This is a genomic window from Falsiruegeria litorea R37, from assembly GCF_900172225.1.
GTDB lineage: Bacteria > Pseudomonadota > Alphaproteobacteria > Rhodobacterales > Rhodobacteraceae > Falsiruegeria > Falsiruegeria litorea.
The window spans coordinates 1-25,445 of the sequence record NZ_FWFO01000006.1 but is presented as its reverse complement, the minus strand read 5'-3'; the positions used below and the strand labels follow the sequence as shown (position 1 = coordinate 25,445).

Annotated in this window: 24 protein-coding genes; 17 read left to right on the top strand and 7 right to left on the bottom strand. The window is 58.5% G+C overall.

All coding sequences use genetic code 11. The annotated features are described in order from the left end of the window. Positions 1-82 precede the first annotated feature (82 nt). Complete coding sequence (locus TRL7639_RS20945) at positions 83-1,057, top strand: alpha/beta fold hydrolase (protein WP_085797857.1); 975 nt, start codon at positions 83-85, stop codon at positions 1,055-1,057. An 86-nt stretch (positions 1,058-1,143) separates the two neighbouring features. Then, positions 1,144-2,517 carry an FAD-dependent oxidoreductase gene (locus TRL7639_RS20940; protein ID WP_085797856.1) on the top strand — a complete coding sequence of 458 codons (1,374 nt, stop codon included), beginning with the start codon at positions 1,144-1,146 and terminating at the stop codon, positions 2,515-2,517. Here the strand turns inward: TRL7639_RS20940 and TRL7639_RS20935 are convergent, their stop codons facing one another. Genes TRL7639_RS20935 through TRL7639_RS20925 form a run of 3 tightly spaced genes read right to left on the bottom strand, consistent with a single transcriptional unit; the run spans position 2,518 to position 5,557 of the window. Beyond that, a complete protein-coding gene (locus TRL7639_RS20935; protein WP_085797855.1) occupies positions 2,518-3,543 on the bottom strand; it encodes an ABC transporter substrate-binding protein in 1,026 nt (341 codons plus the stop codon). Then, entirely contained in the window at positions 3,510-4,895 is a 1,386-nt protein-coding gene (locus tag TRL7639_RS20930; RefSeq protein ID WP_085797854.1) for a sensor histidine kinase, read from the bottom strand. Before TRL7639_RS20930 ends, TRL7639_RS20935 begins: the two co-directional genes overlap by 34 nt. Continuing rightward, positions 4,892-5,557, bottom strand: coding sequence for a response regulator transcription factor (locus tag TRL7639_RS20925; RefSeq protein ID WP_085797853.1), 666 nt, complete (start codon positions 5,555-5,557; stop codon positions 4,892-4,894). Before TRL7639_RS20925 ends, TRL7639_RS20930 begins: the two co-directional genes overlap by 4 nt. 115 nt (positions 5,558-5,672) lie before the next feature. On the opposite strand from TRL7639_RS20925, the gene TRL7639_RS20920 reads away from it, so the two are divergent. Genes TRL7639_RS20920 through TRL7639_RS20910 form a run of 3 tightly spaced genes read left to right on the top strand, consistent with a single transcriptional unit; the run spans position 5,673 to position 8,714 of the window. Continuing rightward, the gene (locus TRL7639_RS20920) at positions 5,673-6,659 is read left to right on the top strand and encodes a tripartite tricarboxylate transporter substrate binding protein (protein WP_085797852.1); all 987 of its coding nucleotides are present in this window, start codon (positions 5,673-5,675) and stop codon (positions 6,657-6,659) included. Positions 6,660-6,715: 56 nt separating this feature from the next. Beyond that, entirely contained in the window at positions 6,716-7,198 is a 483-nt protein-coding gene (locus TRL7639_RS20915; RefSeq protein ID WP_085797851.1) for a tripartite tricarboxylate transporter TctB family protein, read from the top strand. Position 7,199: 1 nt separating this feature from the next. Further along, complete coding sequence (locus tag TRL7639_RS20910) at positions 7,200-8,714, top strand: tripartite tricarboxylate transporter permease (protein ID WP_085797850.1); 1,515 nt, start codon at positions 7,200-7,202, stop codon at positions 8,712-8,714. Here TRL7639_RS20910 and TRL7639_RS20905 read toward each other — a convergent pair. Both TRL7639_RS20905 and TRL7639_RS20900 read right to left on the bottom strand, forming a co-directional pair. Beyond that, positions 8,711-9,001 carry a DUF1330 domain-containing protein gene (locus tag TRL7639_RS20905; RefSeq protein ID WP_085797849.1) on the bottom strand — a complete coding sequence of 97 codons (291 nt, stop codon included), beginning with the start codon at positions 8,999-9,001 and terminating at the stop codon, positions 8,711-8,713. The genes TRL7639_RS20910 and TRL7639_RS20905 overlap by 4 nt on opposite strands. A 4-nt stretch (positions 9,002-9,005) precedes the next feature. Then, positions 9,006-9,692 (bottom strand): GntR family transcriptional regulator, encoded by a 687-nt coding sequence (locus tag TRL7639_RS20900; RefSeq protein ID WP_085797848.1) that lies wholly within the window; start codon positions 9,690-9,692, stop codon positions 9,006-9,008. 108 nt (positions 9,693-9,800) lie between these two features. Here TRL7639_RS20900 and TRL7639_RS20895 point away from each other — a divergent pair, with 108 nt between their 5' ends. From TRL7639_RS20895 to TRL7639_RS20870, 6 genes are all read left to right on the top strand, one after another. Then, positions 9,801-10,403: an amino acid synthesis family protein gene (locus TRL7639_RS20895; RefSeq protein WP_085797922.1), complete on the top strand. Its 603-nt coding sequence runs from the start codon at positions 9,801-9,803 to the stop codon at positions 10,401-10,403. Then, on the top strand, positions 10,375-11,181 hold the full coding sequence (locus TRL7639_RS20890; RefSeq protein ID WP_085797847.1) for an alpha/beta fold hydrolase: 807 nt from the start codon (positions 10,375-10,377) through the stop codon (positions 11,179-11,181). Before TRL7639_RS20895 ends, TRL7639_RS20890 begins: the two co-directional genes overlap by 29 nt. Further along, entirely contained in the window at positions 11,178-12,095 is a 918-nt protein-coding gene (locus TRL7639_RS23510) for a flavin reductase family protein (protein WP_085797846.1), read from the top strand. Before TRL7639_RS20890 ends, TRL7639_RS23510 begins: the two co-directional genes overlap by 4 nt. 3 nt (positions 12,096-12,098) lie before the next feature. Next, positions 12,099-13,136, top strand: coding sequence for an LLM class flavin-dependent oxidoreductase (locus TRL7639_RS20880; RefSeq protein ID WP_085797845.1), 1,038 nt, complete (start codon positions 12,099-12,101; stop codon positions 13,134-13,136). A 9-nt stretch (positions 13,137-13,145) separates the two neighbouring features. After that, positions 13,146-14,609 (top strand): aldehyde dehydrogenase, encoded by a 1,464-nt coding sequence (locus tag TRL7639_RS20875; protein WP_085797921.1) that lies wholly within the window; start codon positions 13,146-13,148, stop codon positions 14,607-14,609. Between the two features lie 260 nt (positions 14,610-14,869). Then, positions 14,870-17,083 carry an NADP-dependent isocitrate dehydrogenase gene (locus TRL7639_RS20870; protein WP_085797844.1) on the top strand — a complete coding sequence of 738 codons (2,214 nt, stop codon included), beginning with the start codon at positions 14,870-14,872 and terminating at the stop codon, positions 17,081-17,083. A gap of 124 nt (positions 17,084-17,207) precedes the next feature. Here the strand turns inward: TRL7639_RS20870 and TRL7639_RS22930 are convergent, their stop codons facing one another. After that, positions 17,208-17,960, bottom strand: a complete 753-nt coding sequence (locus TRL7639_RS22930) for a HEPN domain-containing protein (RefSeq protein ID WP_133057686.1) — start codon at positions 17,958-17,960, stop codon at positions 17,208-17,210. A gap of 74 nt (positions 17,961-18,034) precedes the next feature. Further along, positions 18,035-18,886, bottom strand: coding sequence for a D-amino-acid transaminase (locus TRL7639_RS20860; protein ID WP_085797842.1), 852 nt, complete (start codon positions 18,884-18,886; stop codon positions 18,035-18,037). Between the two features lie 180 nt (positions 18,887-19,066). Here TRL7639_RS20860 and TRL7639_RS20855 point away from each other — a divergent pair, with 180 nt between their 5' ends. From TRL7639_RS20855 to TRL7639_RS20830, 6 genes are all read left to right on the top strand, one after another. Beyond that, positions 19,067-19,861 (top strand): glycoside hydrolase family 25 protein, encoded by a 795-nt coding sequence (locus TRL7639_RS20855; RefSeq protein ID WP_085797841.1) that lies wholly within the window; start codon positions 19,067-19,069, stop codon positions 19,859-19,861. Between the two features lie 101 nt (positions 19,862-19,962). After that, complete coding sequence (gene phnY, locus TRL7639_RS20850) at positions 19,963-21,405, top strand: phosphonoacetaldehyde dehydrogenase (RefSeq protein WP_085797840.1); 1,443 nt, start codon at positions 19,963-19,965, stop codon at positions 21,403-21,405. Positions 21,406-21,568: 163 nt separating this feature from the next. Beyond that, complete coding sequence (locus tag TRL7639_RS20845) at positions 21,569-22,837, top strand: flavin-containing monooxygenase (RefSeq protein ID WP_085797839.1); 1,269 nt, start codon at positions 21,569-21,571, stop codon at positions 22,835-22,837. Positions 22,838-22,860: 23 nt separating this feature from the next. Further along, entirely contained in the window at positions 22,861-24,042 is a 1,182-nt protein-coding gene (locus TRL7639_RS20840; protein ID WP_085797838.1) for an aromatic ring-hydroxylating oxygenase subunit alpha, read from the top strand. A gap of 2 nt (positions 24,043-24,044) precedes the next feature. Beyond that, positions 24,045-25,157 (top strand): aromatic ring-hydroxylating oxygenase subunit alpha, encoded by a 1,113-nt coding sequence (locus TRL7639_RS20835; protein ID WP_207559705.1) that lies wholly within the window; start codon positions 24,045-24,047, stop codon positions 25,155-25,157. Between the two features lie 12 nt (positions 25,158-25,169). After that, positions 25,170-25,445, top strand: a 276-nt coding sequence (locus TRL7639_RS20830; RefSeq protein WP_085797837.1) for a RidA family protein, incomplete at its 3' end; no start/stop codon positions are given.

Below are 25,445 nucleotides of genomic sequence, written 5' to 3'. Positions count from 1 at the left end.
GGTTTGATTGCGCTTGTCTTGATCCGTTTTCAAAACCAAATGTTATGCCAGCTTTTCTAGCGCTCGCGGAAGTGAGGTTGAATTGACCGAGACCACTGACCACCAAGGATTCGTTCCGCCCGTTTGGCTGCGCTCACCCGTGGTGCAATCGGCCTTGGCCAGCGCCAAGTTCCGCAAACGCGGTGCGTCGGATATTGAACAGGCGGCTCAATACCACCTGTTAACGGGCGGATCAGGTGCGCGGACATCCTGTTTGTTGTCGCGTCATCCGCAATCACGCGGGCTGGTTGTTATCCTGCATGGGTGGCTGGGATCGGTGCAATCAGCCTATGTCGTGTCGACCGCAAAGTTCCTGTTTCGGCAAGGGTTCAGCGTTTGCCGGGTGAACTTGTTAGAGCACGGTGATGCCGTCACGCTGAACCCGGGCTTTCATCACGCGGCCGAAGATGCAGACCTGTTCGACGCCATCGCTCAAGTGACCGATTTGACCGACGATAAAGAAGTGTCGCTGATCGGTTATTCCTTGGGGGGAAATTTTGCCCTGCGGGTTGCGCGCCGATTGCGTTCTCAACCTATTCCCAAGATGCGCCATGTCTTTGCCGTCAGCCCGGTGATCGACCCTGTTACTTCGAGTCCGATGATCGACGCGCACCCGCTTATGCGGGCGTATTTCACGCGTAAGCTGCGGCGGTGGTTGCGCGAAAAGACCAAGGCTTTCCCGGATCGGTATCAAGCTGGGAACATCGCTCAGCAAAAAAGCGTTCTGGGCATGTCGGACGACATCATCTGCGGCTGGACCGAGTTTGAGACATTGGACGACTATTTTCGCGCCTATCGTCTGATTCCTGAGGACTTTGACGGCTGCCCTGCGCGTTTGACCCTGTTTGGCGCGTTCGACGACCCGGTGGTGAACGGCGCTGATATCGCAGCGATGGCAGGCAGAGACATGGACGTCGTGATGTCCCCGCTTGGCGGCCACAACGGGTTCTTTGACACGGTTCGGGGTCCAACATTTTATGACCGGGCGATCTTGAACAGTCTGTCCACTCGGGTCTGACGCTTTTCGACCAAATCCGTTCGCCGACGGCTTGCTGAATCCAAACTGTTCGGGAAAGGTGCTGGAAATTGCAGCGCGAGGGTCGCATGAAACACACAATCACGGAACCGGCCCGCGAGGTCGAAGTCATTCACGAAACCGATGTTCTGGTCGTGGGGTCCGGCCCCGGCGGGCTGCCTGCTGCCCTGGCTGCCGCGCGTGCTGGGGTCGAGGTCTGCCTGGTCGAACGCTTTGGCTGTTTCGGTGGCAACCTGACGGTTGTGGGTGTCGAGGGGATGCATTGGTACCGTCACGAAGAGACCGTGGAATCGAACGGCATCGCCCGAGAGTTTGAGGAACGCGCCAAAGAGATGGGCGCCGCCGTCCCCGAAAGTCAGTCGCTCAGCTACGAGATCGACAGCGAAGGGTTCAAACTGGTGGCCGACAAGATGGTGCAGGATGAACCCAACATCCGCCCCATGCTGCACCGTCAGTTCGTGGCGCCGATCATGGATGGCAATGCCATCGTCGGCATCATCACTGAATCCAAGGCCGGGCGCGAGGCGATCCTTGCCAAGCGGGTGATCGACGCAACCGGCGACGCGGATGTGATCGAACGGGCCGGGGCACCGACCTATAAGACGCCGTTGGAAAAGATGATGGCGGCCTCGGTCATGTTCCACGTCGCGGGTGTCGACAAGCAAAAGTTCATGGATGGCATCAAGTCTGATCCGCAAACCTACGCCGATTGGGGCGGCGGCGGTGAATGGAACATCGAGACCTCAGGCAAAGAGGACGAGATGTTTTCGCCCTTCCTGAAAAAGCCGTTTGAACAGGCGATCAAGGACGGGTTGATCCCACCGCATCTGAACACCATCGCCGGCACCTGGGGCGCGGTGCATGACACAGGCGAGCTGACCTATATGAACCTCATCCACATGGATGATTGTGACGGTACGGACCCCGACAGCCTGACCAAGTACGAGATCGAAGGCCGCCGTCAGGCCATGCTCGCGATCGAGGCACTGCGCCGCTACACACCCGGCTGCGAAGGCATCCGATTGCGCAACTTCGGCATGTCCTTGGGTGTACGGGACACGCGCAAGGTCGATTGTCAGTACAACATGACCAGCCTGGATGTGCGCGAGCAGGGCCGGTTTGAGGATTCGGTTGGGATTTTCCCTGAATTCATCGACGGTTACGGTATCCTGATCCTGCCCACCACGGGGCGCTATTTCCAGATCCCCTATCGCAATCTGCTGCCCAAAAAGATCGAAAACCTTTTGGTTGCGGGTCGCGCCACTGGCGGCGATCGAGATAGCCATGCAGCTACTCGGAACATGGCGTGCTGTGCCGTGACCGGTCAGGCGGCGGGGATCGCGGCGGCGATCTCGATCAAGCAGCAGAACCTGCCGCTGTCACAGGTTGATCCGCTGCTGATCCAGAAAGAGTTGGAACGTCAAGGCGGGCGTCACCACTAATCAGGGCTGCAAAATTGCGCTTTCCCATTCCTTCAGAAAGCTGCGTTTCTTGAAACGGTCCAAGTAAACCAGCAGGCCGGGTCCCATGCGGATCCGGCGCAGGCTGGCGTCAGCTTCGCCCCGGTTCTGATTGATCGGGGTGAAGGGATAGCTTTCCAGCGGTGTCTCGGACCAGGCGACCTCCAACAGGTGGTCGATGAACCGACCCGCCAATTCTGGTTGCTCTGAAGCAGCAGGGATAAGCGCGGTGCGCAGCATAACGGTGGTGAAATCTGCAGGCAGGACCACCTCAAACCGGGTCAGATCCTCGCGTGCTTTGGCATAGCTGCCCAGAACATTATAGGCCACCGCGAGCTCTCCGGTGGCGACATCGTCGATCATCTGGGACGAACAACAATAGAGCCGTGCGTCGAGCCCCCCCATCACCTCGGTCAGGCGCCAGAACGTTTCAGATGTGCGCGCGTCTTGGGTGGCAAAAAGATACCCCAGGCCAGAGGCGCGCAGGTCATAGGTGCCGATCCTGCCCCGGAACCGTTCGGGGTGTTGGCGAAGGATTGCGATCAGATCCTGTCGTGTTTGGGGTATTTCCAACCCTTCAAAGGCGGATCGGGACAGGACAATCGCCGCGGGTTCCTGAGTAAAGGCAAACAGGTTGTCCCGCCATCTGGCCCAGGCGGGAAGGGTTTCGGTTGCAGCTGATTGATGCCTGCGTGTGCGCCCGTCATTTGCCAGTTTGGTTTGCAAATCCATCGCCGACGATATCGCCACATCAAAATCCGCCCCGTCCTCGGTCAGGGCAAGCATAAGCTGGGTTGAACTGGCCACAGTGTAATCCACAGCTACGTCCGGATTTTGTTCCAGAAACTTGGCAATGGCTGGTGAGAAAACGGGGATGTCGCCCGTCGAAATCACACGCACAACCTGCGCCGCATCCGAGGGCCCAAAGCGGGCGTGATCTTCGACCTCGAAACTCGCCGCACTCAGCGGTACGATCAAGAGGGCAAGGGCAAGGATAAGGTAACGCATCCGCCGGTTCCTTTGGGGGTGTTGGTGATGGATAAGGTGCCGTCGTGGGCGCGGGTGACTTCATCCACGATTGTCAGGCCAAGGCCCGAGCCGACGATCCCCTCGACATTGGTGCCACGGGCAAAGCGTTTGGTCAGCTCGGCAATGTCACCCGGTGGGAACCCTTTGCCGCTGTCGCGCACAGTCAGGGTGGCTTTGGTGTCCGTCGACGCGACCAGAACTTCGATCTCTCCTTCGGTGGGGGAATATTTGATCGCGTTGTCCAGCAGGTTGCGCAGCGCATTTTGCAACAGGATCGGATCGCCTTGGATCCACACCGGATCGGGCGCGTCACAGATCATCGTGATGTCCCGAAGATCGGCCAATGGGCCCAGGCGGTGCACCATCTCTTGCGCCAGGGTGGACAGGTCGATCTCTTCTTCCTCCAGATGATCGGTCCGAAACGTGACCATCGCGTGATCCAACAGCTGACCCGCCGCTCGGCTGCTGTCGTCGATGGCGCGGATCATTTCGCGCAGGCTGGCGCGGTTTTCGTCCCGTTCAACCCGGTGGAGCGTGTTTTCCGCGTGGGTGCGCACGGTCGCCAGCGGCGTTCTGATCCGATGCGCGGCTTCGGCAATGAAATCCTCGGATCGCGACAGCGATGTCTTGAGGCGGTCCATGAAATTGTTGAGCGCGCCGACCAGTGGCACCATTTCGGCGGGCACCGGGGCCGCCACCGGGCGCAAGTCCTGAGGTCCTCTGCGCGAGACGGAAGCGGCAAGCCGTTGCAGTGGCCCAATCGCCGATCGCGCAGCGAGATAGGCCATCAAAGCGGTCAGCAGAAAGAACCCCATCCCCAAGGCAGCCGCATTTTGCGAAATCCGGTTGAGCGTGGTTATTTGCCCATTCCGAGTTTGCGCGACCGAAGCAGTCAACGTCACCAACCGACCTTCGGACACCAGACGCCGCGCGGCGCTGATGATGCGGATGTCTTCGCCTTGGTAAGCCACGGTTTCAAACAGCGGTCGTTCGGGGGCCGGTGTTCCGATCTGTGGTAGATCCGCATACCCGGTCAGGAACGTTTGATCCGAATAGACAGCATAGAACACCCGATCATCGCTCAGGTTGCCCAGCATCGAAAACGCGGAATAGGGCAGGTCGAGCGTCAGTTCCCCCTGTTGCACGGCGGCAGTGTCCAGAATGGCAGTGACCGAGGCATTCAGGATGTTGTCCTGGCTCTCTTCGGCCAATTGCCTGGCAAACCCCTGAACCACAAAAAACAGGATCACGGCCAGAACCGCCGCGCCCGCCAGAAGCAGAGCAATCAACTGACGCAGGATCGAGCCGCGTTTGTTGATCGTCGCCGTCATGAGATGGAAAGCCGATAGCCAAGCCCACGCACGGTCACGATCTGCGCGCGAGTACCGGAGAGGTGGCGCCGTAGGCGTCCCACGTAGACCTCAATCGCGTTTTCGCTGACATCATCGTCATACGAGAACAGCCGATCGACCAGCTTGGGTTTCGAAAAAATCTGCTCGGGCGCGCCTGCAAAAACCTCGAACAACCGCAATTCGCGGTTCCGCAGATGGATGGTTTTGCCGCCAATCGACAGGGTCCCGGCCAGCGAATCAAACAGGACATCGCCGAGCGTGAGTTGATTCCTCGCCGCCCCTCCACGGCGTCTGAGCACCGCACGACAGCGCGCCTGAAGCTCGGAAAAGTCGAAGGGTTTGGTGATGTAGTCGTCTGCGCCCAGGTCCAGCACACCAACCCGATCCGATACTTCGGACCGCGCTGTAAGCACAATCACCGGCGTTGCGTCCGCTTTGCGCCGGTGCTGTTCCAGAAAGGTTCGACCGTCCCCATCTGGCAGCATAATATCCAACAAAATCAGATCATAAGCAGTGGTGCCCTTGAATGCGGTCGCATCCTCCAGGCACGGTGCATGGTCGACCACATGCCCCTCGATCGACAGTCGGTCGAGGATGGCACGCGCCAATTGCTCGTTGTCTTCGACCAGCAGGAACCGCATCCGTTTTGCCTTTCTTTGCCTTTGTCAGGCCCGATGTCAGGTCTGTGTCAGTTTCATGGGCTTTCCTTTTCAAAAGGGCGGCAAGAGGGGCCGCTGTCAACCGGGGAGGAACCTCATGAAGACGATGAACCTGGGCCGTCGCGCCCTGATGATTGCGGCTGCGGCCGCGTTAAGCGTTGGTGCGCCTGTGGCCTCCAGCGCGGAACCCGTTGTGGACGCGATCCACTTTCTGATCCCCGGTGGTGCCGGCGGTGGTTGGGACGGCACCGCGCGCGGCACCGGCGAGGCGCTGACCGGTTCGGGTCTGGTCGGAACAGCGAGCTATGAAAACATGTCCGGCGGTGGCGGCGGCAAGGCCATTGGCTTCTTGATTGAAAACGCCGACAGCAATCACGGTACGTTGATGGTCAACTCGACCCCCATCGTGATCCGTTCGCTGACCGGCGTGTTCCCGCACAACTTCCGTGATCTGACGCTGGTTTCGGGCACCATCGGTGACTATGCTGCTCTGGTCGTGGGCAAGGACAGCCCGATCAATTCAATGAGTGATCTGATGGCAGCTTTTGATGCCGATCCGTCGGGTACGGCCATCGGTGGCGGCTCTGTTCCGGGGGGCATGGACCATCTGGTTGCAGCCATGGTGATGGAAGCGGCCGGCAAGGATGCGCTTGGCGTCAAATACATTCCTTATGACGCCGGCGGCAAGGCCATGGCGGCGCTGCTGTCGGGCGAGATCGCCGCTTTGTCGACGGGCTTCTCCGAGGCTGTTGATCTGGCGAATGCGGGCGAGGTCAAAATCATCGGTGTGACCTCGGACGAACGTGTCGCGGCGGCTCCTGACGCCATGACGATGAAGGAACAGGGCATCGACACGACATTCGTTAACTGGCGCGGGTTCTTTGGTGCGCCAGGTCTGCCGGATGACAAGCTGGCCATGTACCAGGACGTGATTGCCAAGATGTATGAGACCGAAGAATGGGCCACAGTCCGTGACCGCAACGGTTGGGTCGATATTCACAACTCGGGCGATGATTTCCTGACCTTCCTTGAGGCACAGGAAAAGGCCATCGGCGATCTGATGAAGAAGCTCGGTTTTCTCTGAGACCTCACGCGGTCGGGTGCCATGTTGCCCGACCGTTTTCAAACTAGGAGGGTGCAATGGCCTTGGATCGCTGGATTGCATTGATACTGCTTGGGATCTGCATGGCTTATGGCTATGCCGCCTGGTTCACGATGGATGCGCAGCTTGCACCGTTCATGCGACGCAATCCGATCTGGCCGAGCACCTTCCCCAAGGTTCTGTCCGTTCTTGGCATCGCCATGTCGTTGATCATCCTGCTTGGCCTGGAAAAGAGCGAGCAGAAAATCGGTGACATCGATTACCGGCGGCTAGCGGATTACCACCTTGGGCAAGCGCTGTTCTTGCTTGGACTCATGATCGTCTATGCGCTGCTGCTGCGTCCTGCCGGATTTCTATTTTCAACTTCGGGGTTCCTGATCCTTGGGTCATTTATCCTAGGCGAACGCAAATGGCACATCATGGTGCCCATAGCCGTCATTGCGACCGTGTTTGTCTGGTATCTCGTGCAGCAAGTGCTTGGGATCTACATGCGACCCTTGCCCGGATTTGTTGGAGGCTGATATGCTCGAAGGACTGCTTATTGGCCTCCAAACGGCCTTTTCGCTTCAGAACCTGCTGATGGTCATCGGCGGTTGTCTGATTGGGACATTCATCGGCATGTTGCCGGGGCTTGGGCCGATGTCGATCATCGCCATCATGATCCCGGTTGCGATCTCACTTGGTGATCCATCTGCCGCGCTGATCCTGCTTGCCGGGGTCTATTACGGCGCGATCTTTGGCGGCTCAACCTCATCGATCCTGTTGAACGCGCCGGGGGTCGCAGGAACCGTTGCCAGCAGCTTTGATGGCTACCCGATGGCCCGACAGGGCAAGGCCGGCAAAGCGTTGACGATTGCCGCAATTGCCAGCTTTTCGGGCGGCTTCATAGGCGCGTTGCTGTTGATGGTGTTTGCGCCAGCGTTGTCTTCGGTTGCGTTGTTGTTCCATTCGGCCGAATATTTTGCACTCATGGTCGTTGGCCTATCAGCAATTGCCGCCTTTGCCGGGACGGGGCAAGTGGCCAAGGCCCTGCTGATGACCCTGCTGGGTTTGATCATGGCAACCGTAGGTGAAGGTGCCCTGTTCAACATGCCCCGTTTCACAATGGGGATCATGGACCTGCAATCTGGCTTTGGGTTCATCACGCTGGCCATGGCGATGTTCGCCCTGCCCGAAGCGCTTTTCCTTGTGCTCAAGCCCAAGAATCTTTCCGGTGACAATAGTGGAGAGATCAAGGACCTGCGCATCAGCAGATCCGAGGCCAAAGCAATCGCGCCAGTCATTGGTCGCCAATCGCTACAGGGTTTCTTTATCGGAGTTCTGCCTGGTGCGGGTGCAACGATTGCCAGCTTTCTGGGCTATGCGGTCGAACGCAATATCGCCACCAAGGAAGAACAGGATGAGTTCGGCAAAGGTTCGATCAAGGGTCTTGCAGCGCCTGAAACGGCAAACAACGCAGCCTGCACCGGATCGTTTGTGCCCTTGCTGACATTGGGTATTCCCGGTTCTGGTACCACTGCAATTCTCTTGGGTGCGCTGCTGGCGCTGAACGTCACGCCGGGCCCGCGCCTGATGATTGATGAGCCGCAGATCTTCTGGGCTGTGATCATGTCGATGTTCATCGGTAATCTGATCCTGCTGATCCTGAACCTGCCGTTGATCCCCTATATCGCCAAGGTGCTGTCCGTTCCTCGCAACTATCTGATCCCCTTCATTTTGTTCTTTACCCTGATGGGGGCTTACATCGGCCAGAACAACGCGACTGAATTGCTGCTTCTGGTTGCCTTCGGGATCTGCGCCACTGCTTTGAAGTTCGCCGACTACCCGCTTGCACCTTTGCTGATCGGATTCATCCTTGGCGGCATGCTCGAGGACAACTTCTCGCGGTCCATGCAGCTCTATGACGGGATTGGTTTTATCTGGGAACGCCCGATGACCTTGGGTCTTTTGGTGATCGCCCTGATCCTGGTGCTTTTGCCCAGCTACCGCGCCCGCCGCGCCAGGGCGCGCCAGGCCGGAGTGGCGGATGGGGATTAATCCATCCCTTCGGTGATGAAGATCTGAGCCTCACATGCACCGCCGCGCCGTTTCCGCGCGGCGGTGTAGTCTTCTGAATGATAACAGGCCAGCGCTTGGTCCATGCTGTCGAACTCGATCACTACATGACGCGCCCATTCAGGGCCTTCGACCGTCTCTGTCCGGCCGCCACGCGCCAGGAACCGCGCGCCGTGTTTCTGGAATGCGGCCGGTGCTACCGCCTGATACCCGGCATAGCGATCTGGGTCGGTCACGGTGACTTGGGCGATCCAATAGGCTTTGGGCATCGCTCTATTCCTCTTCTTGCGCCAACAGGCGTTTGGCGATTGTGGATGCATCGTCGATATGGGCGTGAACCGCATCACGGGCTGTTTTGGGATTACCGTCAGCAATCGCATTGTAGATCGCTGTCATATGTCCAAGGCCGGGTTTCTTGCGATCAGCCGTCGACAACGTCATGACCCGCAACCGGCTGATGCGCCCGTTCAAGCGGTTGACCACCTCCCACGCGATGGCATGTCCAGCACCCGTAAAGATGACCTCATAAAACTGCGCCGTCGCCTTGAACAATGCGCGGGGCGAACCATCGTCAAAGGCCCCTTCCAGATCTGCCAGTGCTGCCTTCAACGCCTTGCGGGTTTTCTTGTCGCCCAACTCTGCGCAGGCCATGGCGGCAGCAGATTCCAGCATCCGGCGAATGTCATAGATCTGGCGCGCATCGTCCCAATCCAGATTGGCCACGATAGGTCCCTTGTTGGGAAGGATCTCGACCAACCCTTCGGCTTCGAGATAGCGGATGGTTTCCCGCACCACCGTTCGGCTGACACCCAGTTGATCGCACAAAGGGCGCTCGACCAAGCGTTGGCCGGGTTCGAAATGCCCTTCGATGATGGCTTCGCGCATCTTCTCCTGCACGATTTCGCGCAAGGTAACAGGGGTGTGGTCGATCTTGAGGTCGGGAAAGCCGGTTTGGGTCATGGCGGATGTCTAACAATCTGCAGGACGTGGAACAAGGTCATCTTGACGTATGGTATAATGGTATACCATATTCTTGCCAACGACTCACTCTTTGATTCAGGTGCCTCAATGCCCGCAGAAATTCGCAAGACACAGCTGTTCGTCGAAAACACCCTGATCGAAGGCGGCAAGGCAGCAGCCACGCCGCTCAAGATGATTGCGGCCATTGCGGTTCTGCGGAACCCGTGGGCCGGACAGGGTTTTGTCGAGGACTTGAAGCCCGGCATTCTGGATTGCGCGCCGGGACTGGGTGAGCTGCTGACCGAGATGGTGATCGACGCGGCTGGCGGCGGCGACAAAGTCGAAGGGTATGGCAAGTCCGGCATCGTCGGCGTGAATGGCGAGGTCGAGCATGTTTCGGGCCTGATCCATACGTTGCGGTTTGGCAATCACTTCCGCGAGGCGGTTGGGGCCAAGAGCTATCTTTCCTTCTGCAACACGCGCGGTCCGGCCAACGCGCCGCTGTTGATCCCATTGATGGACAAGAACGACGCGGGCCGCCGCTCGCACTATCTGACCATCCAGACCTCGGTTGCGGATGCGCCGGGGCCGGATGAGATCGTGATCGCACTGGGTGCCAGTATTGGTGGCCGCCCACATCACCGGATCGGCGACCGCTATCAGGATCTCAAGGATCTGGGCCATGACGTTGACAACCCTGCAGCTGTCTGAGCCATACGGCCAGATCGCCTATCGCGAGGCGGGGCAGGGCGAGCCGGTGGTGCTGATCCACGGGGTCGGCATGCAATCGGCGGCTTGGGGCCCGCAGGTTGACGCGCTGTCGGCGACCCATCACGTGATTGCCGTGGATATGCCGGGGCATGGGGGCAGCGATCCCTTGCCCGAGGCGTCAGAACTGCCGGATTTTGTCGCCTGGACCAGTGCGGTTCTGATCGCTTTAAACCTCGGGCCGGTCAATCTGGCGGGTCATTCGATGGGGGCATTGATTGCTGGTGGCATGGCGATCGAACATCCCGATCAGGTGAAACGGGTGGCCGTGGTGAATGGCGTCTACCGCAGGTCAGCCGATGCCCGCCAGGCGGTCGAAGCACGCGCGGATGAGATATGCAACGGTCCGGTCGATCTGCAAACACCTTTGAACCGATGGTTTGGTCCGCAAGAAATGGCGGCACGTGATCAAGTCGCCAACTGGCTGCGACAGGTGGATCAGGGCGGCTATGCCACGGCGTACTCTGCATTTGCGCGCGGCGATGACACTTATGCCGATGGCTGGCCCAAAGTGGCCTGTCCGATGCTGGCGTTGACCGGCGATGGTGATCCGAACTCCACGCCTGAGATGTCGCAAGCGATGGCAGATGCCGCACAGGATGGCGAGGCTGTGATCATTGAAGACCACCGGCATATGGTGAATTTGACCGCGCCTGATGTTGTGACTGATATCCTTCAAACATGGCTGGCCCGCCCAGCCACGAAAGGGAGCCCGGAATGACCACGATTGACCCGCGCGCCTTGCGCAACGCCTTTGGCACGTTCATGACCGGTGTGACGGTGGTGACCTCACATGACGCTGATGGAAACCCGCTGGGGTTCACGGCCAACTCGTTCACCTCGGTCTCGCTTGATCCGCCGTTGGTGCTGGTGTGTCTTGCCAACTCCTCGCAGAACTACGATGCGCTGACACAGGCCAACGGGTTTGCGGTCAATGTGTTGTCCGAGGGGCAAAAGGATGTGTCGAACACATTTGCGCGCCCGGTTGAGGATCGGTTTTCTGCCGTGAATTGGACCAAAGGGCCGCACGGCTCACCCGTGTTTGAGAATGTTTCAGCCTGGTTCGATTGCTCGATGCATCAGACGGTTCCAGCAGGTGATCATGTCATCCTGATCGGCAAGGTCGAAGCCTTTGACACCAGCACCGCGCCCGGTCTTGGTTATTCCCGGGGCGCCTATGTCACCCCGGCGGCCGAGGCCGAAGCGTTGCGGCGAGGCGCCAAGCTCGTCGTGAGCGCTCTGATCTCGCGTGGTGACGAGGTTCTGATGGTGGATGATGGCCTGGGTGGTGTGACACTTCCCCAAATGCCGGTCGGGGCCGAAGGGGCCACCGCCGCGTTGACCCGGTTGATCGCCGAGGCCGGTGTGCCTGCCGATCCCGGCTTTATCTATTCCGTTTTCGAAGATGGTGCGCGCGAACACCAGCATATCTCGTTTCTGTGCCAGGCGGGCGAAGGCGCGCCCAAACAGGGCAGCTTTACCGAGCTGAGCAAATCGACCTTGATGGATGTGGCCGACCCGGCCCTTCGCATCATGCTCGAACGCTTTGCCGGTGAAAATCGACTTGGCAACTACGGGATCTATTTTGGCGATCAAATCAGCGGCAAAGTCCGCCCGATCATGTCAGGGAGTTGAGGCATGAAATTTTCACTGTTTGCGCATATGGAGCGGATCTCTCCGGATGAGGATCAAAAGCAGCTCTATGACGAGTTCATTGAACTGTGCAAAATCGCCGATCAGGGCGGGATGCACGCGGTCTGGACGGGCGAGCATCATGGGATGAACTTCACCATCTCACCCAATCCCTTCCTGAACCTGATCGACGTGGCGCGTCATACCAAAAATGTGCGCCTTGGCACCGGGACCGTGATTGCACCCTTCTGGCACCCGATCCGGTTGGCGGGTGAGGCGGCGATGACCGACATCATCACCAACGGCCGTCTTGATCTGGGCATCGCACGCGGCGCCTATTCTTATGAATACGAGCGCATGATGCCGGGCATGGACGCCTGGGAAGCAGGTCAGCGCATGCGCGAGCTGATCCCAGCGGTGCAAAAATTGTGGGAGGGGGATTATGCGCATGAGGGTGAGTTTCATTCCTTCCCCTCGACCACGTCCTCTCCGTTGCCGGTTCAGGAAAACGGCCCGCCAATCTGGGTCGCGGCGCGCGATCCCAACAGCCATGAGTTCGCCGTGTCCAATGGCTGCAACGTGCAGGTGACGCCGCTGTGGCAGGGTGATGGCGAGATCGAGAGCCTGATGGTCAAATTCAACGACGCCTGTGCCAAATTCCCCGAACGCCCGCGTCCCAAGATCATGCTGCTCTTGCACACCTATGTGGCTGACAGCCCCGAGGATGTGAAACTGGGTGCTGAGGAACTGAACCGGTTCTACAACTACTTTGGCGCGTGGTTCAAAAACGAACGCCCCGTCGACCAGGGCTTGATCAAAACGCTGAGCGACGAGGAAATGGCCGCCCATCCGTTCTATTCGCCCGAAGCGATGGAACGTGATCTGGTGATCGGCGAAGCGGATGCGGTGATCGAGCGGCTCAAGAAATATGAGGCGTTGGGGTATGATGAGTATTCGTTCTGGATCGACTCGAGCATGAGTTTCGAGCGTAAGAAAGCCTCGCTTGAGCGGTTCATCAATGACGTGATGCCCGCGTTTCAATAAGGACAGATGATGCAACAGTTTCAGCAGTACATTGACGGCGCGTTTGATGATGGTGCGGCGCAGTTCGACAGCCTTGATCCTGCAACGGGCGCACCCTGGGCGCGGATGCCCGAGGCGAGCGTCGCGGATGTAAACCGCGCGGTCGAGGCGGCGGAACGCGCGTTTCTGTCGTCTGACTGGGCGCTGATGACGGCGACGCAGCGGGGCAAGCTGCTGTTGAAACTGGCGGATCTGGTGGCGGAAAACGCGCCGCGTCTGGCCGAGTTGGAAACGCGCGACACGGGCAAGATCATCCGCGAGACCAGCGCGCAGATCGCTTATGTCGCGGAATACTACCGCTACTATGCCGGGCTGGCCGACAAGATCGAGGGCGCGCATCTGCCCATCGACAAACCGGATATGGAGGTCTGGTTGCGCCGTGAACCCGTGGGTGTTGTGGCGGCTGTCGTCCCGTGGAACTCGCAACTGTTTCTGTCGGCGGTCAAGATCGGGCCTGCTTTGGCGGCGGGCTGTACCGTTGTGCTGAAAGCCAGCGAAGACGGCCCCGCGCCGATGCTGGAATTTGCCCGCATCTTTGATCAGGCGGGCTTTCCCAAAGGTGTGCTGAACGTCATTACCGGCGGGGCCGAGGCGGGCGCGACACTCACCAGTCACCCAAAGGTTGACCATGTGGCCTTTACGGGCGGACCGGAAACGGCCCGCCATATCGTGCGCAACTCGGCCGAGAACCTAGCGTCGACCTCTCTGGAACTGGGAGGCAAGTCGCCGTTCATCGTCTTTGAGGACGCTGACATCGAAAGCGCATTGAATGCGCAGGTGTCGGGGATTTTTGCGGCTACAGGGCAAAGCTGTGTAGCGGGATCGCGTCTGGTGATTTCGAACACGATCAAGGATGAGTTCCTTGAGCGCCTCAAGGTCAAAGCCCAAGAGGTGGTGATCGGTGCGCCGGATGATATGGCGACCGAAGTGGGGCCGCTGTGTACGCTGCGCCAGCGTGAGCGGGCGATTGCGTTGATCAAGGCATCAGAACAACAAGGGGCCAAAGTGATTACCGGTGGCTCGGCTTTGGAAGGTGATGGATTCTACTTTCCGCCGACGATCATCGACTGTTCGGACGCACCCGAAGCCGACTGCATCACCAACGAGTTCTTTGGCCCGGTTCTGTCGGTCCTGTCCTTTGACACCGAAGATGAGGCGCTTGAGATCGCCAACAATACAGCGTTTGGTTTGGCCTCGGGCGTGTTCACCAACAGCCTGACCCGCGCGCATCGGATGATCCGGGGCATTCGCGCCGGCATCGTCTGGGTCAACACCTATCGCGCGGTGTCCCCCATCGCGCCTTTTGGTGGACATGGGTTGAGCGGACATGGTCGCGAAGGCGGAATTCAGGCCGCGTTGGACTATACCAAAGTCAAAGCAGTGTGGCTTCGTACCTCGGATGATCCGATTCCCGATCCATTTGTGATGCGTTGAGAGCTGCCCGAAATTCGGGCATTTCCGGCAAGATCACAGAAAAACTTGCAGACTGGGTCAAATTGCGCGCCTTGAATCGGCGCGCAGTCGATTGAACGTTGCAAAGAGTTCATCTAAATGGGGGGCATTCGCACACCAGTGAGATGTTGTGCGCGCCCTGACATCGGGGCCGGGGCGTTCGCCCCACACCAGCCGCAGCAGCCCGCTGCATGAGTTTCATCTTAGTCGCACGCCCCAGGAAGGGCGAGAAGGTAAGAAAAATGGTCGAAAACTCAACCCAAGATCTATTGTATACCATTGTAGACGAAGCGCCCGAACTGGCCAGCGCCTCGTTCCTGCCGATCATCCGCAAGTTCGTTTCCTCGGCTGGAATCACTGTTGGCACGCCGGATATTTCGCTGGCCGCGCGCATCATTTCGGCCTTTCCCGAAAGCCTGACCGACGAGCAGCGCCAGTCCAACGACCTGGCCGCCCTGGGTGAGCTGGTGAAGACACCCGCCGCCAATGTGATCAAGCTGCCCAACATCTCGGCCTCGGTGCCGCAGCTGGTTGCCGCTGTCGAAGAGCTGCAGGCCCAAGGTTACGCGCTGCCCGACTATCCCGAAGAGCCGCAGACCGACGCGGAAAAAGATGTCCGCGCGCGCTATGACGCCATCAAGGGCTCGGCTGTGAACCCGGTTCTGCGCGAAGGCAACAGCGACCGCCGCGCCGCCCGCGCGGTCAAGAACTATGCCCAGAAGAACCCGCATTCGATGGGTGCTTGGGATGCGTCGAGCCAGACCAAAGTGTCGTCGATGCCCGGCAATGACTTCTACGCAAACGAAGTTTCGGCCACCATCACCGCCGCGCAGGCCGGTGTTGCCAAGATCGAATTCGTTGGCAAAGACGGCGCCGTGACCGTTCTGAAAGGCGCTTGGCCGCTGGACGAGGGCACCGTTGCTGACGCGACGTTCATGTCGGCACGCGCCCTGAGCGCGTTCCTGGCCGAGGCCATCGAAGACACCAAGAAAGACGGCACCATGTTCTCGCTTCACATGAAAGCGACCATGATGAAAGTGTCCGACCCGATCATCTTTGGCCACGCGGTCAAGGCATGGCTGGCCCCGGTGTTCGAGCAGTTCGGCGACAAGCTGGACGCATTGGGTGTGAACCCGAACTCTGGCATGGGTGACCTGCTGGATCGCGTCAAAGACGATGCCGAGATCATGGCAGCCATCGAAGCGGTCACCGCAGACCGTCCGGCGATGTACATGGTCGACAGCGACAAGGGCATCACTAACCTGCACGTGCCGTCGGACGTGATCATCGACGCTTCGATGCCTGCCGTGATCCGCGCAGGCGGCAAGGGCTGGGACGGCGCAGGCAAGAAGGGCGACACCAACTGCGTCATCCCTGACCGCTGCTACTCGACCGTCTATGACGAGACCATCAATTTCTTCAAAGCCAACGGCGCGCTGGATGTGACCACCGCCGGTGCCGTGGCCAACGTTGGCCTGATGGCGCAAAAGGCCGAGGAATACGGCTCGCACCCGACCACGTTCGAGGCCCCTGCCGACGGCACCATCCGCATCGTTCTGGCCAATGGTGAGACGTTGCACAGCCATGACGTCGAAGGTGGGGACATCTGGCGCTCGTGCACCGTCAAGAAAGCCCCGATCGAGAACTGGATCCAACTGGCGATGGACCGTCAGCGCCTGACCGGTTCCGAGGCGATCTTCTGGTTGGACGCAAACCGCGCCCATGACGCACAGCTGATCGCATACGTCAAACCCGCTTTGGAATCTGCTGGCGTTGCCGACAAATTCCAGATCATGGCGCCGCGCGAAGCAACCGCTCAGTCGCTGAAAACCATCACGGCTGGCAACGATAGCATCGCGATCACCGGCAACGTTCTGCGGGATTACCTGACCGATCTGTTCCCGATCCTGGAACTGGGCACCTCGGCCAAGATGTTGTCGATCGTCAAACTGATGCAGGGCGGTGGTCTGTTTGAAACCGGTGCTGGTGGCTCGGCCCCCAAGCACGTGCAGCAGCTGGTCGAAGAAAACCACCTGCGGTGGGATTCGATGGGTGAGTTCTGTGCCTTGGGTGAATCGCTGAACTTCCTGGCTGATGCACAGGGCAACGCCAAGGCGGGCGTTCTGGGCAACGCGGCCGAAGTGGCGACCCAAGGCATTCTGGACCACAACCGCAGCCCCAGCCGCAAAGTGGGAGAGCCCGACAACCGCGACAGCCACTACTGGTTCGCGCGCTACTGGGCCGAAGCCCTGGCAGCACAATCGGACGACGCCGATCTGGCGGCCGAGTTTGCCGGTGTTGCCAAGGCTCTGGCTGATGGTGAAGAGGCGATCTTGGCTGAGCTGGCAGCCGTTCAAGGCCAGCCTGTAGATCTGGGTGGCTACTACCACACCGACGCTGCGAAAACGGCCAAGGTCATGCGCCCGAGTGCAACTCTGAACGCGATCATCGACTGATCACGTTCATCCTTTGAATAAGAAACGCCCGTGGGAAACCTCGGGCGTTTTACGTGTCAGGCGCACTAAAGCTGACAAGTGTTCAGGGGAACGCTCACCCATGAACGACTGTTGGAGCTATAGTTTATTCGGTTGAGATTCGCAGTTCTGGATCAATGTTCTCTGCGATCATGTTGCCAAGAATAATATCGGTAGCGAACAAAAGTCCGTCTGCGTTCCTTATGTCCTTCAGTTGGTTTTCCTTGAGCTTGAAGTCTGCTCTAGGATTATGAACAAGCTCGTGTCTAAGTGAAAAAGTTCTTTCCAAAGCGTTCAATAGCTCTGGCTCAAAGCAAACCACGCATTCTGGCTTGTCTTTTATTCGTACCTTAAGATCAAATACTGCTTTCCATATGCTTTTCCCAAGAAATTTGGAGAACACTTTGTCTACCTTATCTACGTTTTGAAAAGAAACATCACTTGAAACCAACTCTAATGGATGGATTCGCCGTTTGTAGATATCGATTAAGTCTTCAATTCCATACTTAGAGTTGTGGATGTGCTTCAGTTTTGGAGTGAAGAAGTCGGGATCACACTGCTTGAAGACGGCATCCAGCATGTCTCTGAAGTAGACCTCTATGTGAGTGACGAATGATATGACAATCGATCTTGCAAGGAGATTTGAGTAGGTTTGCTCAGTGGCAACACCGATTAGCTCGTTCCCTGCCTCTATGCACTGATCAGCCGCTTCTCGAAGGTTATGATAAGGTCGCGAATGTCGAAGGGCGCGAATTTCTCGGTTTGTGACAACCTGATCAAATTTTGTCTCTGGTCTTTCCAACTTAACAAAGTTCCTATGTTCAATAACACTGCCGCGAATCCAGGCTTGCTCGGGCAACTTTCTTTAGTCAAATGAGATTACAACTAACATATACTGAAATATGGCTAAGAAAGACGACTACTTACTGTCAATTACATCCCCTGTTTCAAACTCTCGCGAATATGCGCCTCGCGCAATTGCATCGTCAGCGGGCCGGGCTTGCCATTTCCAATCGTGACGCCATCCAGCTCAACCACTCCGGTCGCAAAGAGGGGAGAGGCAGTGACGAAGGCCTCGTCCGCCTGCTGTGCTTCGGCGACGGAGAAACCGCGTTCCTCGATCTCCAACCCTTGCTCTTTGGCAAACTCCAGAATGACCGCGCGGGTGACGCCGTGCAGGATGTCGTGAGACAAGGCGCGGGTGATGATGCGGTTGCCCTTGATGATGAAGGCGTTGCAGCTTGACCCTTCGGTCACCAACCCGTCCTCGACAAACCAGACGTCGTCGGCCCCTTTGCGCTGCGCGTCGACCTTGCTCATGCAGGTCCACAGGATCTGCACCGTTTTGATGTCACGGCGACCCCAGCGTTTGTCGGGGCAGGATACGACCTTGAACCCGGTCTCGATGAACGGCATCGAAAGCCATGGGATCGACTGTGTGAATGCGATCAGCGTGGGTTTGGGATCGGCGGGGTAGACAAAATCCCGATCCGCCGGGCCGCGGCTGACCTGCATGTAGATCATGCCCTGGTCCAGATCGTTGCGGGCAATCAATTCGCGGTGCATCGCCAGCAGCGCGTCCTCGTCCACCTGAAACGGCATTTCGATCTCGGCCAGTGAACGAGCCAGTCGTGCCATATGGGCGGGAAACTCGATCAACTTGCCGTCGATGACCGTCGTGACCTCATAAATCGCATCCCCCATCAGGAACCCGCGATCAAAGATCGAAACGGTGGCCTGATCCTCGGGCACGTAGGAGCCATTGACGAAAACGGTGCGGGTCATGGGGAGGTCCTGACGCTGAATTTCAAAGGTTTTGCCTGTTATGAGGGCCAAGGTCGACGAAGGCAAACGGCATGATCCAACCAAATGGCCGTGTGCGCAGAAAAAGAGGTGGCCAAACCCGCGCGCGGCGTCATCTAATGGCGTAAGGCGGGCCGTTTTGCCCAAAGCCCGGAGTGATAAATGTTCAAGAAATTAGTTTTGGTTTTTGTAGCGCTGAGCTTGGTGTCCTGCGGGTCAAGGCAGCGTGCGCCCGAACCTCAGACAGCGCGAATCTCGCCCGTCGGCGGCCCGGTGGTTACTTATCCAAAGTTCGGTGACAGCGACCCGCACGAGTGGGAGGGACGATCGCCTCGGGCCTATCCGGTGCATGGCATCGACATCTCTCGCTGGCAGGGGGCGATTGATTGGCGTGTCGCGCGCAATGCAGGTGTGAGTTTTGCCTTTATCAAGGCAACCGAAGGGGGCGACGTCGCGGATCCGAAATTCGAATTACACCGCGATGGCGCCAGACAGGCCGGGGTCCGCTATGGCGCGTATCACTACTATTACTTCTGCCGAACAGCTGCTGAGCAAGCCCGTTGGTTCATTCAGAACGTGCCTAAAGACCCTAACGCCTTGCCCCATGTGTTGGATATGGAATGGAACCCAACTTCACGAACCTGCACAAAGCGTCCCGATGGGGCAACGGTCCGGTCCGAGGCGTTGAAATTCCTGAGCATCCTAGAGCGCCATTACGGCAAGCGACCGATCGTTTATACGACGGTTGATTTCTACCGTGACACCGGAATCGGCAAGCTGCGCGCGACGCAGTTCTGGTTGCGGTCGGTGGCTGGTCACCCGCGCGAGGTTTATCCACGCCAACCGTGGACCTTCTGGCAATACACCGGCACCGGGATTGTGCCTGGAATCGCTGGGAATGTGGATATCAACGTATTTCGTGGATCACCCGAGGCTTGGTTGGAATGGGCTGGTTAAATAACTGTTACATGTCTGGCTGTATAGGCGGGTCTGCCTTGGCTCTTAGGTGTTGTGGGCAAACTCGCTAAGGTCAAAGCAAGTCAGGACGGAGCAGAGTTATGGTGGACCAGCGGCATGAAGGGATGCGGATCGGGGGTGATGTGGTGTTCACGGACGCGACTATCCCGGTTCATTACCCCTATACAGATGAGGTGGTCGGAACCGTTCCTGCAGGTCAGCCAGAGCATGCCGCGCGGGCCTTTGAAATTGCTGCGCGTTACACGCCCAAACTGACGCGACACGAACGAAGCGAAATCCTGCGCCGCGCGGCCGAGCTGATCGGGGAAAAACGGGAGGAGCTGGCGAAATGGCTGACGCTGGAACTTGGTATCTGCCACCAGCATTCAATCTATGAGACCAAGCGCGCGCAGGATGTGTTTCAATTCGCGGCTGCCGAGGCGTTGAAAGACGACGGCGAAGTGTTTTCTTGCGATCTGACCCACAATGGCAAGGCGCGCAAGATTTACACGATGCGTGAACCGGTCCGGGCGATCTCGGCCATCACGCCTTTCAACCATCCGCTCAACATGGTCAGCCACAAGATCGCGCCGTCGATTGCCACGAACAACTGTATGGTGTGCAAACCGACCGAGCTGACGCCGCTGACGGCGCTTGCGCTAGCCGATATTCTGTATGAGGCCGGGCTGCCGCCCGAGATGTTTCAGGTGGTCACTGGGTGGCCCGGTGACATCGGGGACGAGATGGTGACGAACGACCATATCGACGTCATTACCTTTACCGGCGGTGTGCCGGTGGGAAAGCTGATTGCGCAGAAGGCGGGCTATAAACGTCAGGCGCTGGAGCTGGGCGGCAATGATCCGCTGATCGTCTGCAATGACCTGTACGAGGATGATCTGCACAGGGCGGCGGCATTGGCCGTGGCAGGGGCGACCGGCAACTCGGGCCAACGGTGCACCGCGATCAAACGCATTCTGGTACAAGAGAGTGTCGCGGATCGGTTCGTGCCCTTTGTTGTGGAACAGGCCAAGGCAATCCACTTTGGTGACCCTCGGGATCCCGAAACGCAACTGGGCTGCGTGATCCATGCGGACGCGGCAAAACTGTTCGAAGATCGGCTGTTGGCCGCGGCCAAGATGGGCGCGAACATCCTGTACCACCCCGAGCGTGTCGGCGCGCTGCTGCCGCCCATCGTGGTCGACCATGTGCCGCATGATTGTGAGTTGGTGATGGAAGAGACTTTTGGCCCCATCATTCCGATTGTGCGCGTACCGGACGACGATGCCGAGGTGATGCGCATTTCGAACAGTACGGCTTTTGGCTTGTCATCGGGTGTCTGCACAAACGACCTGCACCGGGCAATTGCCTATATCAACGGGCTGAATGTGGGCACCTGCAACATTTGGGAACAACCCGGCTATCGGATTGAAATGTCGCCCTTTGGGGGCATCAAGGATAGCGGAAATGGGGTCAAAGAGGGCGTGATCGAGGCGATGAAATTCTTCACCAACGTCAAGACATACTCACTACCATGGCCGACCTGATCGGGTGTTGTTTAAGAATTTCCCACCATAACTTTTGCAGATTGTTAGTGGGGGCGAACCTCCAATTAGGCAACGCCTAATTCCCAGTAAGAGAGACTGTTCTTTTTGAGCGCTTTTCGCCGTGGCAGGGTTGCTTCTGTCACAGCTAAAGGAGCCAAGAGAGATGGTGGAATACGTCGATACCCTGGTGGTGGGTGCCGGACAGGCCGGGATCGCAATGAGCGAACACCTGAGCCGCAATTCGATCTCTCATCTGGTGCTGGAAAAGCATCGTGTGGCCGAGGCATGGCGCTCGCGTCGGTGGGATTCTCTGGTGGCCAATGGCCCTGCCTGGCACGACCGGTTTCCAAACCTGCATTTCACCACCTGTGGCGCAGATGCTTTCCCGCCCAAGGAACAGGTGGCGGATTATTTGAATGCATATGCCCAGAAGATCGAAGCTCCGATCCGGACAGGCATTGAGGTGACATCCTTGAAACGGAACGAGGAGCGGTCGGGCTTTACCGTCGAAACCTCGGACGGCGTGATCGAGGCGAACTCGGTCATCGCGGCCACGGGCGCCTTCCAGCATGCAGTCATCCCCCCGCTGGTGCCAGAAAGTGCGGGCGTGACGCAGATGCATTCGTCTACCTACCGCAATCCCAATGACCTGCCCGAGGGTGCTGTTCTGGTAGTCGGTGCCGGGTCTTCGGGTGGCCAGATCGCGGACGAGCTGCAGCGTTCAGGCCGCAAGACCTATTTGTGTGTCGGCCCCCATGACCGTCCGCCGCGCGCCTATCGGGGCCGCGACTATTGCTGGTGGTTGGGTGTTCTGGGTCTGTGGGACATCCCGGCCAAAGAGCCGGGAACCGAGCACGTGACCATTTCGGTCAGTGGTGCGCAGGGTGGCAAGACCGTCGATTTCCGTCGCCTGGCGCATGACGGCATGACTCTTCTGGGTCGGGCCAGCGGCTTTGCGGATGGTAAGCTGATGATCGACAGCGACCTTTGCGAAAACATTTCCGCGGGTGATGCCAACTATATCGACATGCTGGATCAGGCTGATGCTTACGCGGACAAGATGGGTCTGGACCTGCCGATGGAGCCCGAGGCACGCACCATGTTGCCCGACCCCGAGTGCATGACCAACCCGATCCGCGAACTGGATTTGGAAGCGGCAGGAATCACCACGATCATCTGGGCGACGGGCTTCCGTCAAGACTTCAGCTGGATGCAGGTCGATGCCTTTGATGAAACCGGCGCCCCTGTGCACCAGCGCGGTGTCTCGAACGAGCCGGGGATCTATTTTCTTGGACTTCCCTGGCAATCGCGCCGCGGTTCGACGTTTATCTGGGGGGTCTGGCACGACGCGGCCTATGTCGCAGATCAGATAGCCATCCAGAAAAACTATCGCGAATATGTCCCCGAAGCCCCTGCAGCCGCCGCTGAATAACGCGCCACGTGAGGAGAATTGAGATGACCGTCTTTGACCCCATCGAAAACCCCGTCGATGCGCTGCGCAAGAATGTGTCGGCCCCCTTTGATCAAGCCCGCGCCATGCCACCGTCGGTCTACTACACTGACGAGTTTCTGGCTCACGAGATCGAGCATATCTTCAAGAAAGACTGGTTCTGTGTGGGCCGTGCCAGCTCTCTGGCCGAAGTTGGCGACTATGTAACCTGTGAGCTGGCCGACCAGCCCATCATCGTTTTGCGGGACAAGGATGGCGAATTGCGGGCCTATTCCAATGTCTGTCGCCACCGGATGTCGACCCTGCTGCATGGGCGGGGCAAGACCAAGTCGATCGTCTGCCCGTATCACGCCTGGACCTACAATCTGGATGGGTCTTTGCGTGGCGCACCTGCGATGAACGGGAACAAGGCGTTCTGCAAGGATGACTATTCCCTGCCCAACATCGCCTGCCAGGAATGGCTGGGCTGGGTCTTTGTCACCCTGAACCCGGATGCGCAGCCGGTGGCCGAGCAGTTGAGCGAGGTCGAGGAGTTGGTCAAAGGCTACGACATGACCAACTACACCGAGACTTTCTTTGAAGAACATCTGTGGGACACCAACTGGAAGGTGTTGGCCGAGAACTTCATGGAAAGCTATCACCTGCCGGTTTGCCACGCGGGCACCATCGGCGGGCTGTCGCGGCTGGACGAGATGATCTGCCCGCCGGGTCGCAGGGCGTTCAACTATCACACCATCCTCAAGGATGAGACGCTGCGGATTGCCATGGCGCACCCCAGCAACGATCGTTTGCAGGGCGATGAGCGGCGCACGACCTTCCTGTTGGCGATCTATCCCAGCTTGCTGATCACGCTGACGCCGGGCTATTTCTGGTATCTCAGCCTGCATCCCAAGGGGCCGTCTCAGGTTCAGATCCGCTTTGGCGGCGGCATGTCGGATGACTATGCCGATGACGCCGAGGCGCAGGAAAACTTGGTCCAGCTGAAGACTTTGCTTGATGAGGTCAACGTCGAAGATCGCGGCTGCACCGAAAAAGTCTATCGCGGCCTTTGTGCCGATGGGGCCGAGCCGGGGCATCTGTCGCATCTCGAGCGTCCGAATTTCGACTTTGCACAATACCTCATGAGCCGGATGGACCCAAGCTTTGAACCCAAGATCGCAGTTTCTGACGCCAAGGAGGGGGCCTGAAGATGTACAGCGAACTGAGCAAGCAACTGCAGGAACTTGCTTCCCTGCCAGCAGATCGCCCGATGTGTATGCCGGGGGCGTTCTACACTGATCCATCGCAATTCCAACACGAGGCCGCCACGGTCCTGCGTCGGGGTTGGCATTGCCTAGGACGCGTGGACGAGGTTCCCGAGCCGGGGGACTACTTTGCGACCCAACTGTTGAACGAGCCGCTGATCGTTGTGCGCCAATCCGACGGTAAGGTCGCGGTCCTGGCCAACGTTTGCCGCCACCGGGGCATGCCCTTGGCCGAAGGGCGTGGTCAGACCAAGCGCTTTGTCTGTTCTTATCACGCCTGGGCCTATGATCTGGATGGCGCGTTGATGCGGGCGGCGCGGATGAAAAACGCAGGCTTCGATGCCAAGAAATGCGGGCTGTATCGTCACAACGTGAAAATCTGGAACGGATTCATTTATGTAAGCCTCGACGCTGATGCCGAGCCGTTCCACTATCCCGAGCTTGAAGCGCTGTTGGCGCCGTATGAGAGCGAAAAGTTCCGCCTCGTGCATGTGGCCGAAGAAGTGTGGAAAACCAATTGGAAGTGTCTCGTCGAGAACTTCATGGAAGGGTATCACCTGTCGGTGGTGCACCCAGAAACGCTGCACGGGTACACGCCCACGGGTCTTGCGCGCAAATTGCTGGGCGGGGACGGGTACACATCATACGCTGCGAATTACCCCAAGGACGTCCCGTCCCGGGGCTACGGTGCGCCGGGCCTGTCCGAGGATGAGCGCCTGCGCTCGACCCTTTTCTCGGTCTTCCCGACGCAAGTGGCCAGTCAGGCCGCCAGTCTGTTGGTGTCGATCAGCATCTTCCCCCTCAGCGCGGGTGAGATCCGGGTGAAATGGACGATGTCGGCCTATGGCGACGATCTGGATGATGAAACCATCGCCCGCCGCATCGCTTTGTGGGAAGACGTAAACCGAGAAGACAGGGAAAAACTGGAACGCATGCAAGTGGCGCTGAACTCGGCTCATGCGTTGGCGGGGCCTCTGGCCGAAGACAACTACGAAGGCACGATCCGCGACTTTCAGTTGTGGCTTGCCAAACAAGATCGGGCGCAATGCGTCGCGTAACAAGGAAAACAAATGTCCCATACACGCATACGCAAGTTCAACACGTCCGAGACGTACCCTGAGCAGAACCTGGACAACGACCTGTGTCAGGCCGTTGTCACCCAGGGCGGCAAGACCGTCTATCTGCGGGGGCAGTGTCCGCAGAACCTGGATGATGCGGTCAACATCGACAGTCACGACCCGGTCGAGCAGACCCACAAGGTGATGCAGAACATCCGCCAGCTGATCGAAGAGTGCGGCGGTGACATGAGCCATCTGGTCAAGGTCGTGGTCTACATCACCGACGTC

What these genes read in the sequence shown, in the direction of transcription:
- TRL7639_RS20940 (WP_085797856.1), top strand. Translation starts at nt 1,144, where the DNA reads ATGAAACACACAATCACGGAACCGGCCCGCGAGGTCGAAGTCATTCAC.
- TRL7639_RS20935 (WP_085797855.1), bottom strand. Translation starts at nt 3,543, where the DNA reads ATGCGTTACCTTATCCTTGCCCTTGCCCTCTTGATCGTACCGCTGAGT.
- TRL7639_RS20930 (WP_085797854.1), bottom strand. Translation starts at nt 4,895, where the DNA reads ATGACGGCGACGATCAACAAACGCGGCTCGATCCTGCGTCAGTTGATT.
- TRL7639_RS20925 (WP_085797853.1), bottom strand. Translation starts at nt 5,557, where the DNA reads ATGCGGTTCCTGCTGGTCGAAGACAACGAGCAATTGGCGCGTGCCATC.
- TRL7639_RS20920 (WP_085797852.1), top strand. Translation starts at nt 5,673, where the DNA reads ATGAAGACGATGAACCTGGGCCGTCGCGCCCTGATGATTGCGGCTGCG.
- TRL7639_RS20915 (WP_085797851.1), top strand. Translation starts at nt 6,716, where the DNA reads ATGGCCTTGGATCGCTGGATTGCATTGATACTGCTTGGGATCTGCATG.
- TRL7639_RS20910 (WP_085797850.1), top strand. Translation starts at nt 7,200, where the DNA reads ATGCTCGAAGGACTGCTTATTGGCCTCCAAACGGCCTTTTCGCTTCAG.
- TRL7639_RS20905 (WP_085797849.1), bottom strand. Translation starts at nt 9,001, where the DNA reads ATGCCCAAAGCCTATTGGATCGCCCAAGTCACCGTGACCGACCCAGAT.
- TRL7639_RS20900 (WP_085797848.1), bottom strand. Translation starts at nt 9,692, where the DNA reads ATGACCCAAACCGGCTTTCCCGACCTCAAGATCGACCACACCCCTGTT.
- TRL7639_RS20895 (WP_085797922.1), top strand. Translation starts at nt 9,801, where the DNA reads ATGCCCGCAGAAATTCGCAAGACACAGCTGTTCGTCGAAAACACCCTG.
- TRL7639_RS20890 (WP_085797847.1), top strand. Translation starts at nt 10,375, where the DNA reads ATGACGTTGACAACCCTGCAGCTGTCTGAGCCATACGGCCAGATCGCC.
- TRL7639_RS23510 (WP_085797846.1), top strand. Translation starts at nt 11,178, where the DNA reads ATGACCACGATTGACCCGCGCGCCTTGCGCAACGCCTTTGGCACGTTC.
- TRL7639_RS20880 (WP_085797845.1), top strand. Translation starts at nt 12,099, where the DNA reads ATGAAATTTTCACTGTTTGCGCATATGGAGCGGATCTCTCCGGATGAG.
- TRL7639_RS20875 (WP_085797921.1), top strand. Translation starts at nt 13,146, where the DNA reads ATGCAACAGTTTCAGCAGTACATTGACGGCGCGTTTGATGATGGTGCG.
- TRL7639_RS20870 (WP_085797844.1), top strand. Translation starts at nt 14,870, where the DNA reads ATGGTCGAAAACTCAACCCAAGATCTATTGTATACCATTGTAGACGAA.
- TRL7639_RS20860 (WP_085797842.1), bottom strand. Translation starts at nt 18,886, where the DNA reads ATGACCCGCACCGTTTTCGTCAATGGCTCCTACGTGCCCGAGGATCAG.
- TRL7639_RS20855 (WP_085797841.1), top strand. Translation starts at nt 19,067, where the DNA reads ATGTTCAAGAAATTAGTTTTGGTTTTTGTAGCGCTGAGCTTGGTGTCC.
- phnY (WP_085797840.1), top strand. Translation starts at nt 19,963, where the DNA reads ATGGTGGACCAGCGGCATGAAGGGATGCGGATCGGGGGTGATGTGGTG.
- TRL7639_RS20845 (WP_085797839.1), top strand. Translation starts at nt 21,569, where the DNA reads ATGGTGGAATACGTCGATACCCTGGTGGTGGGTGCCGGACAGGCCGGG.
- TRL7639_RS20840 (WP_085797838.1), top strand. Translation starts at nt 22,861, where the DNA reads ATGACCGTCTTTGACCCCATCGAAAACCCCGTCGATGCGCTGCGCAAG.
- TRL7639_RS20835 (WP_207559705.1), top strand. Translation starts at nt 24,045, where the DNA reads ATGTACAGCGAACTGAGCAAGCAACTGCAGGAACTTGCTTCCCTGCCA.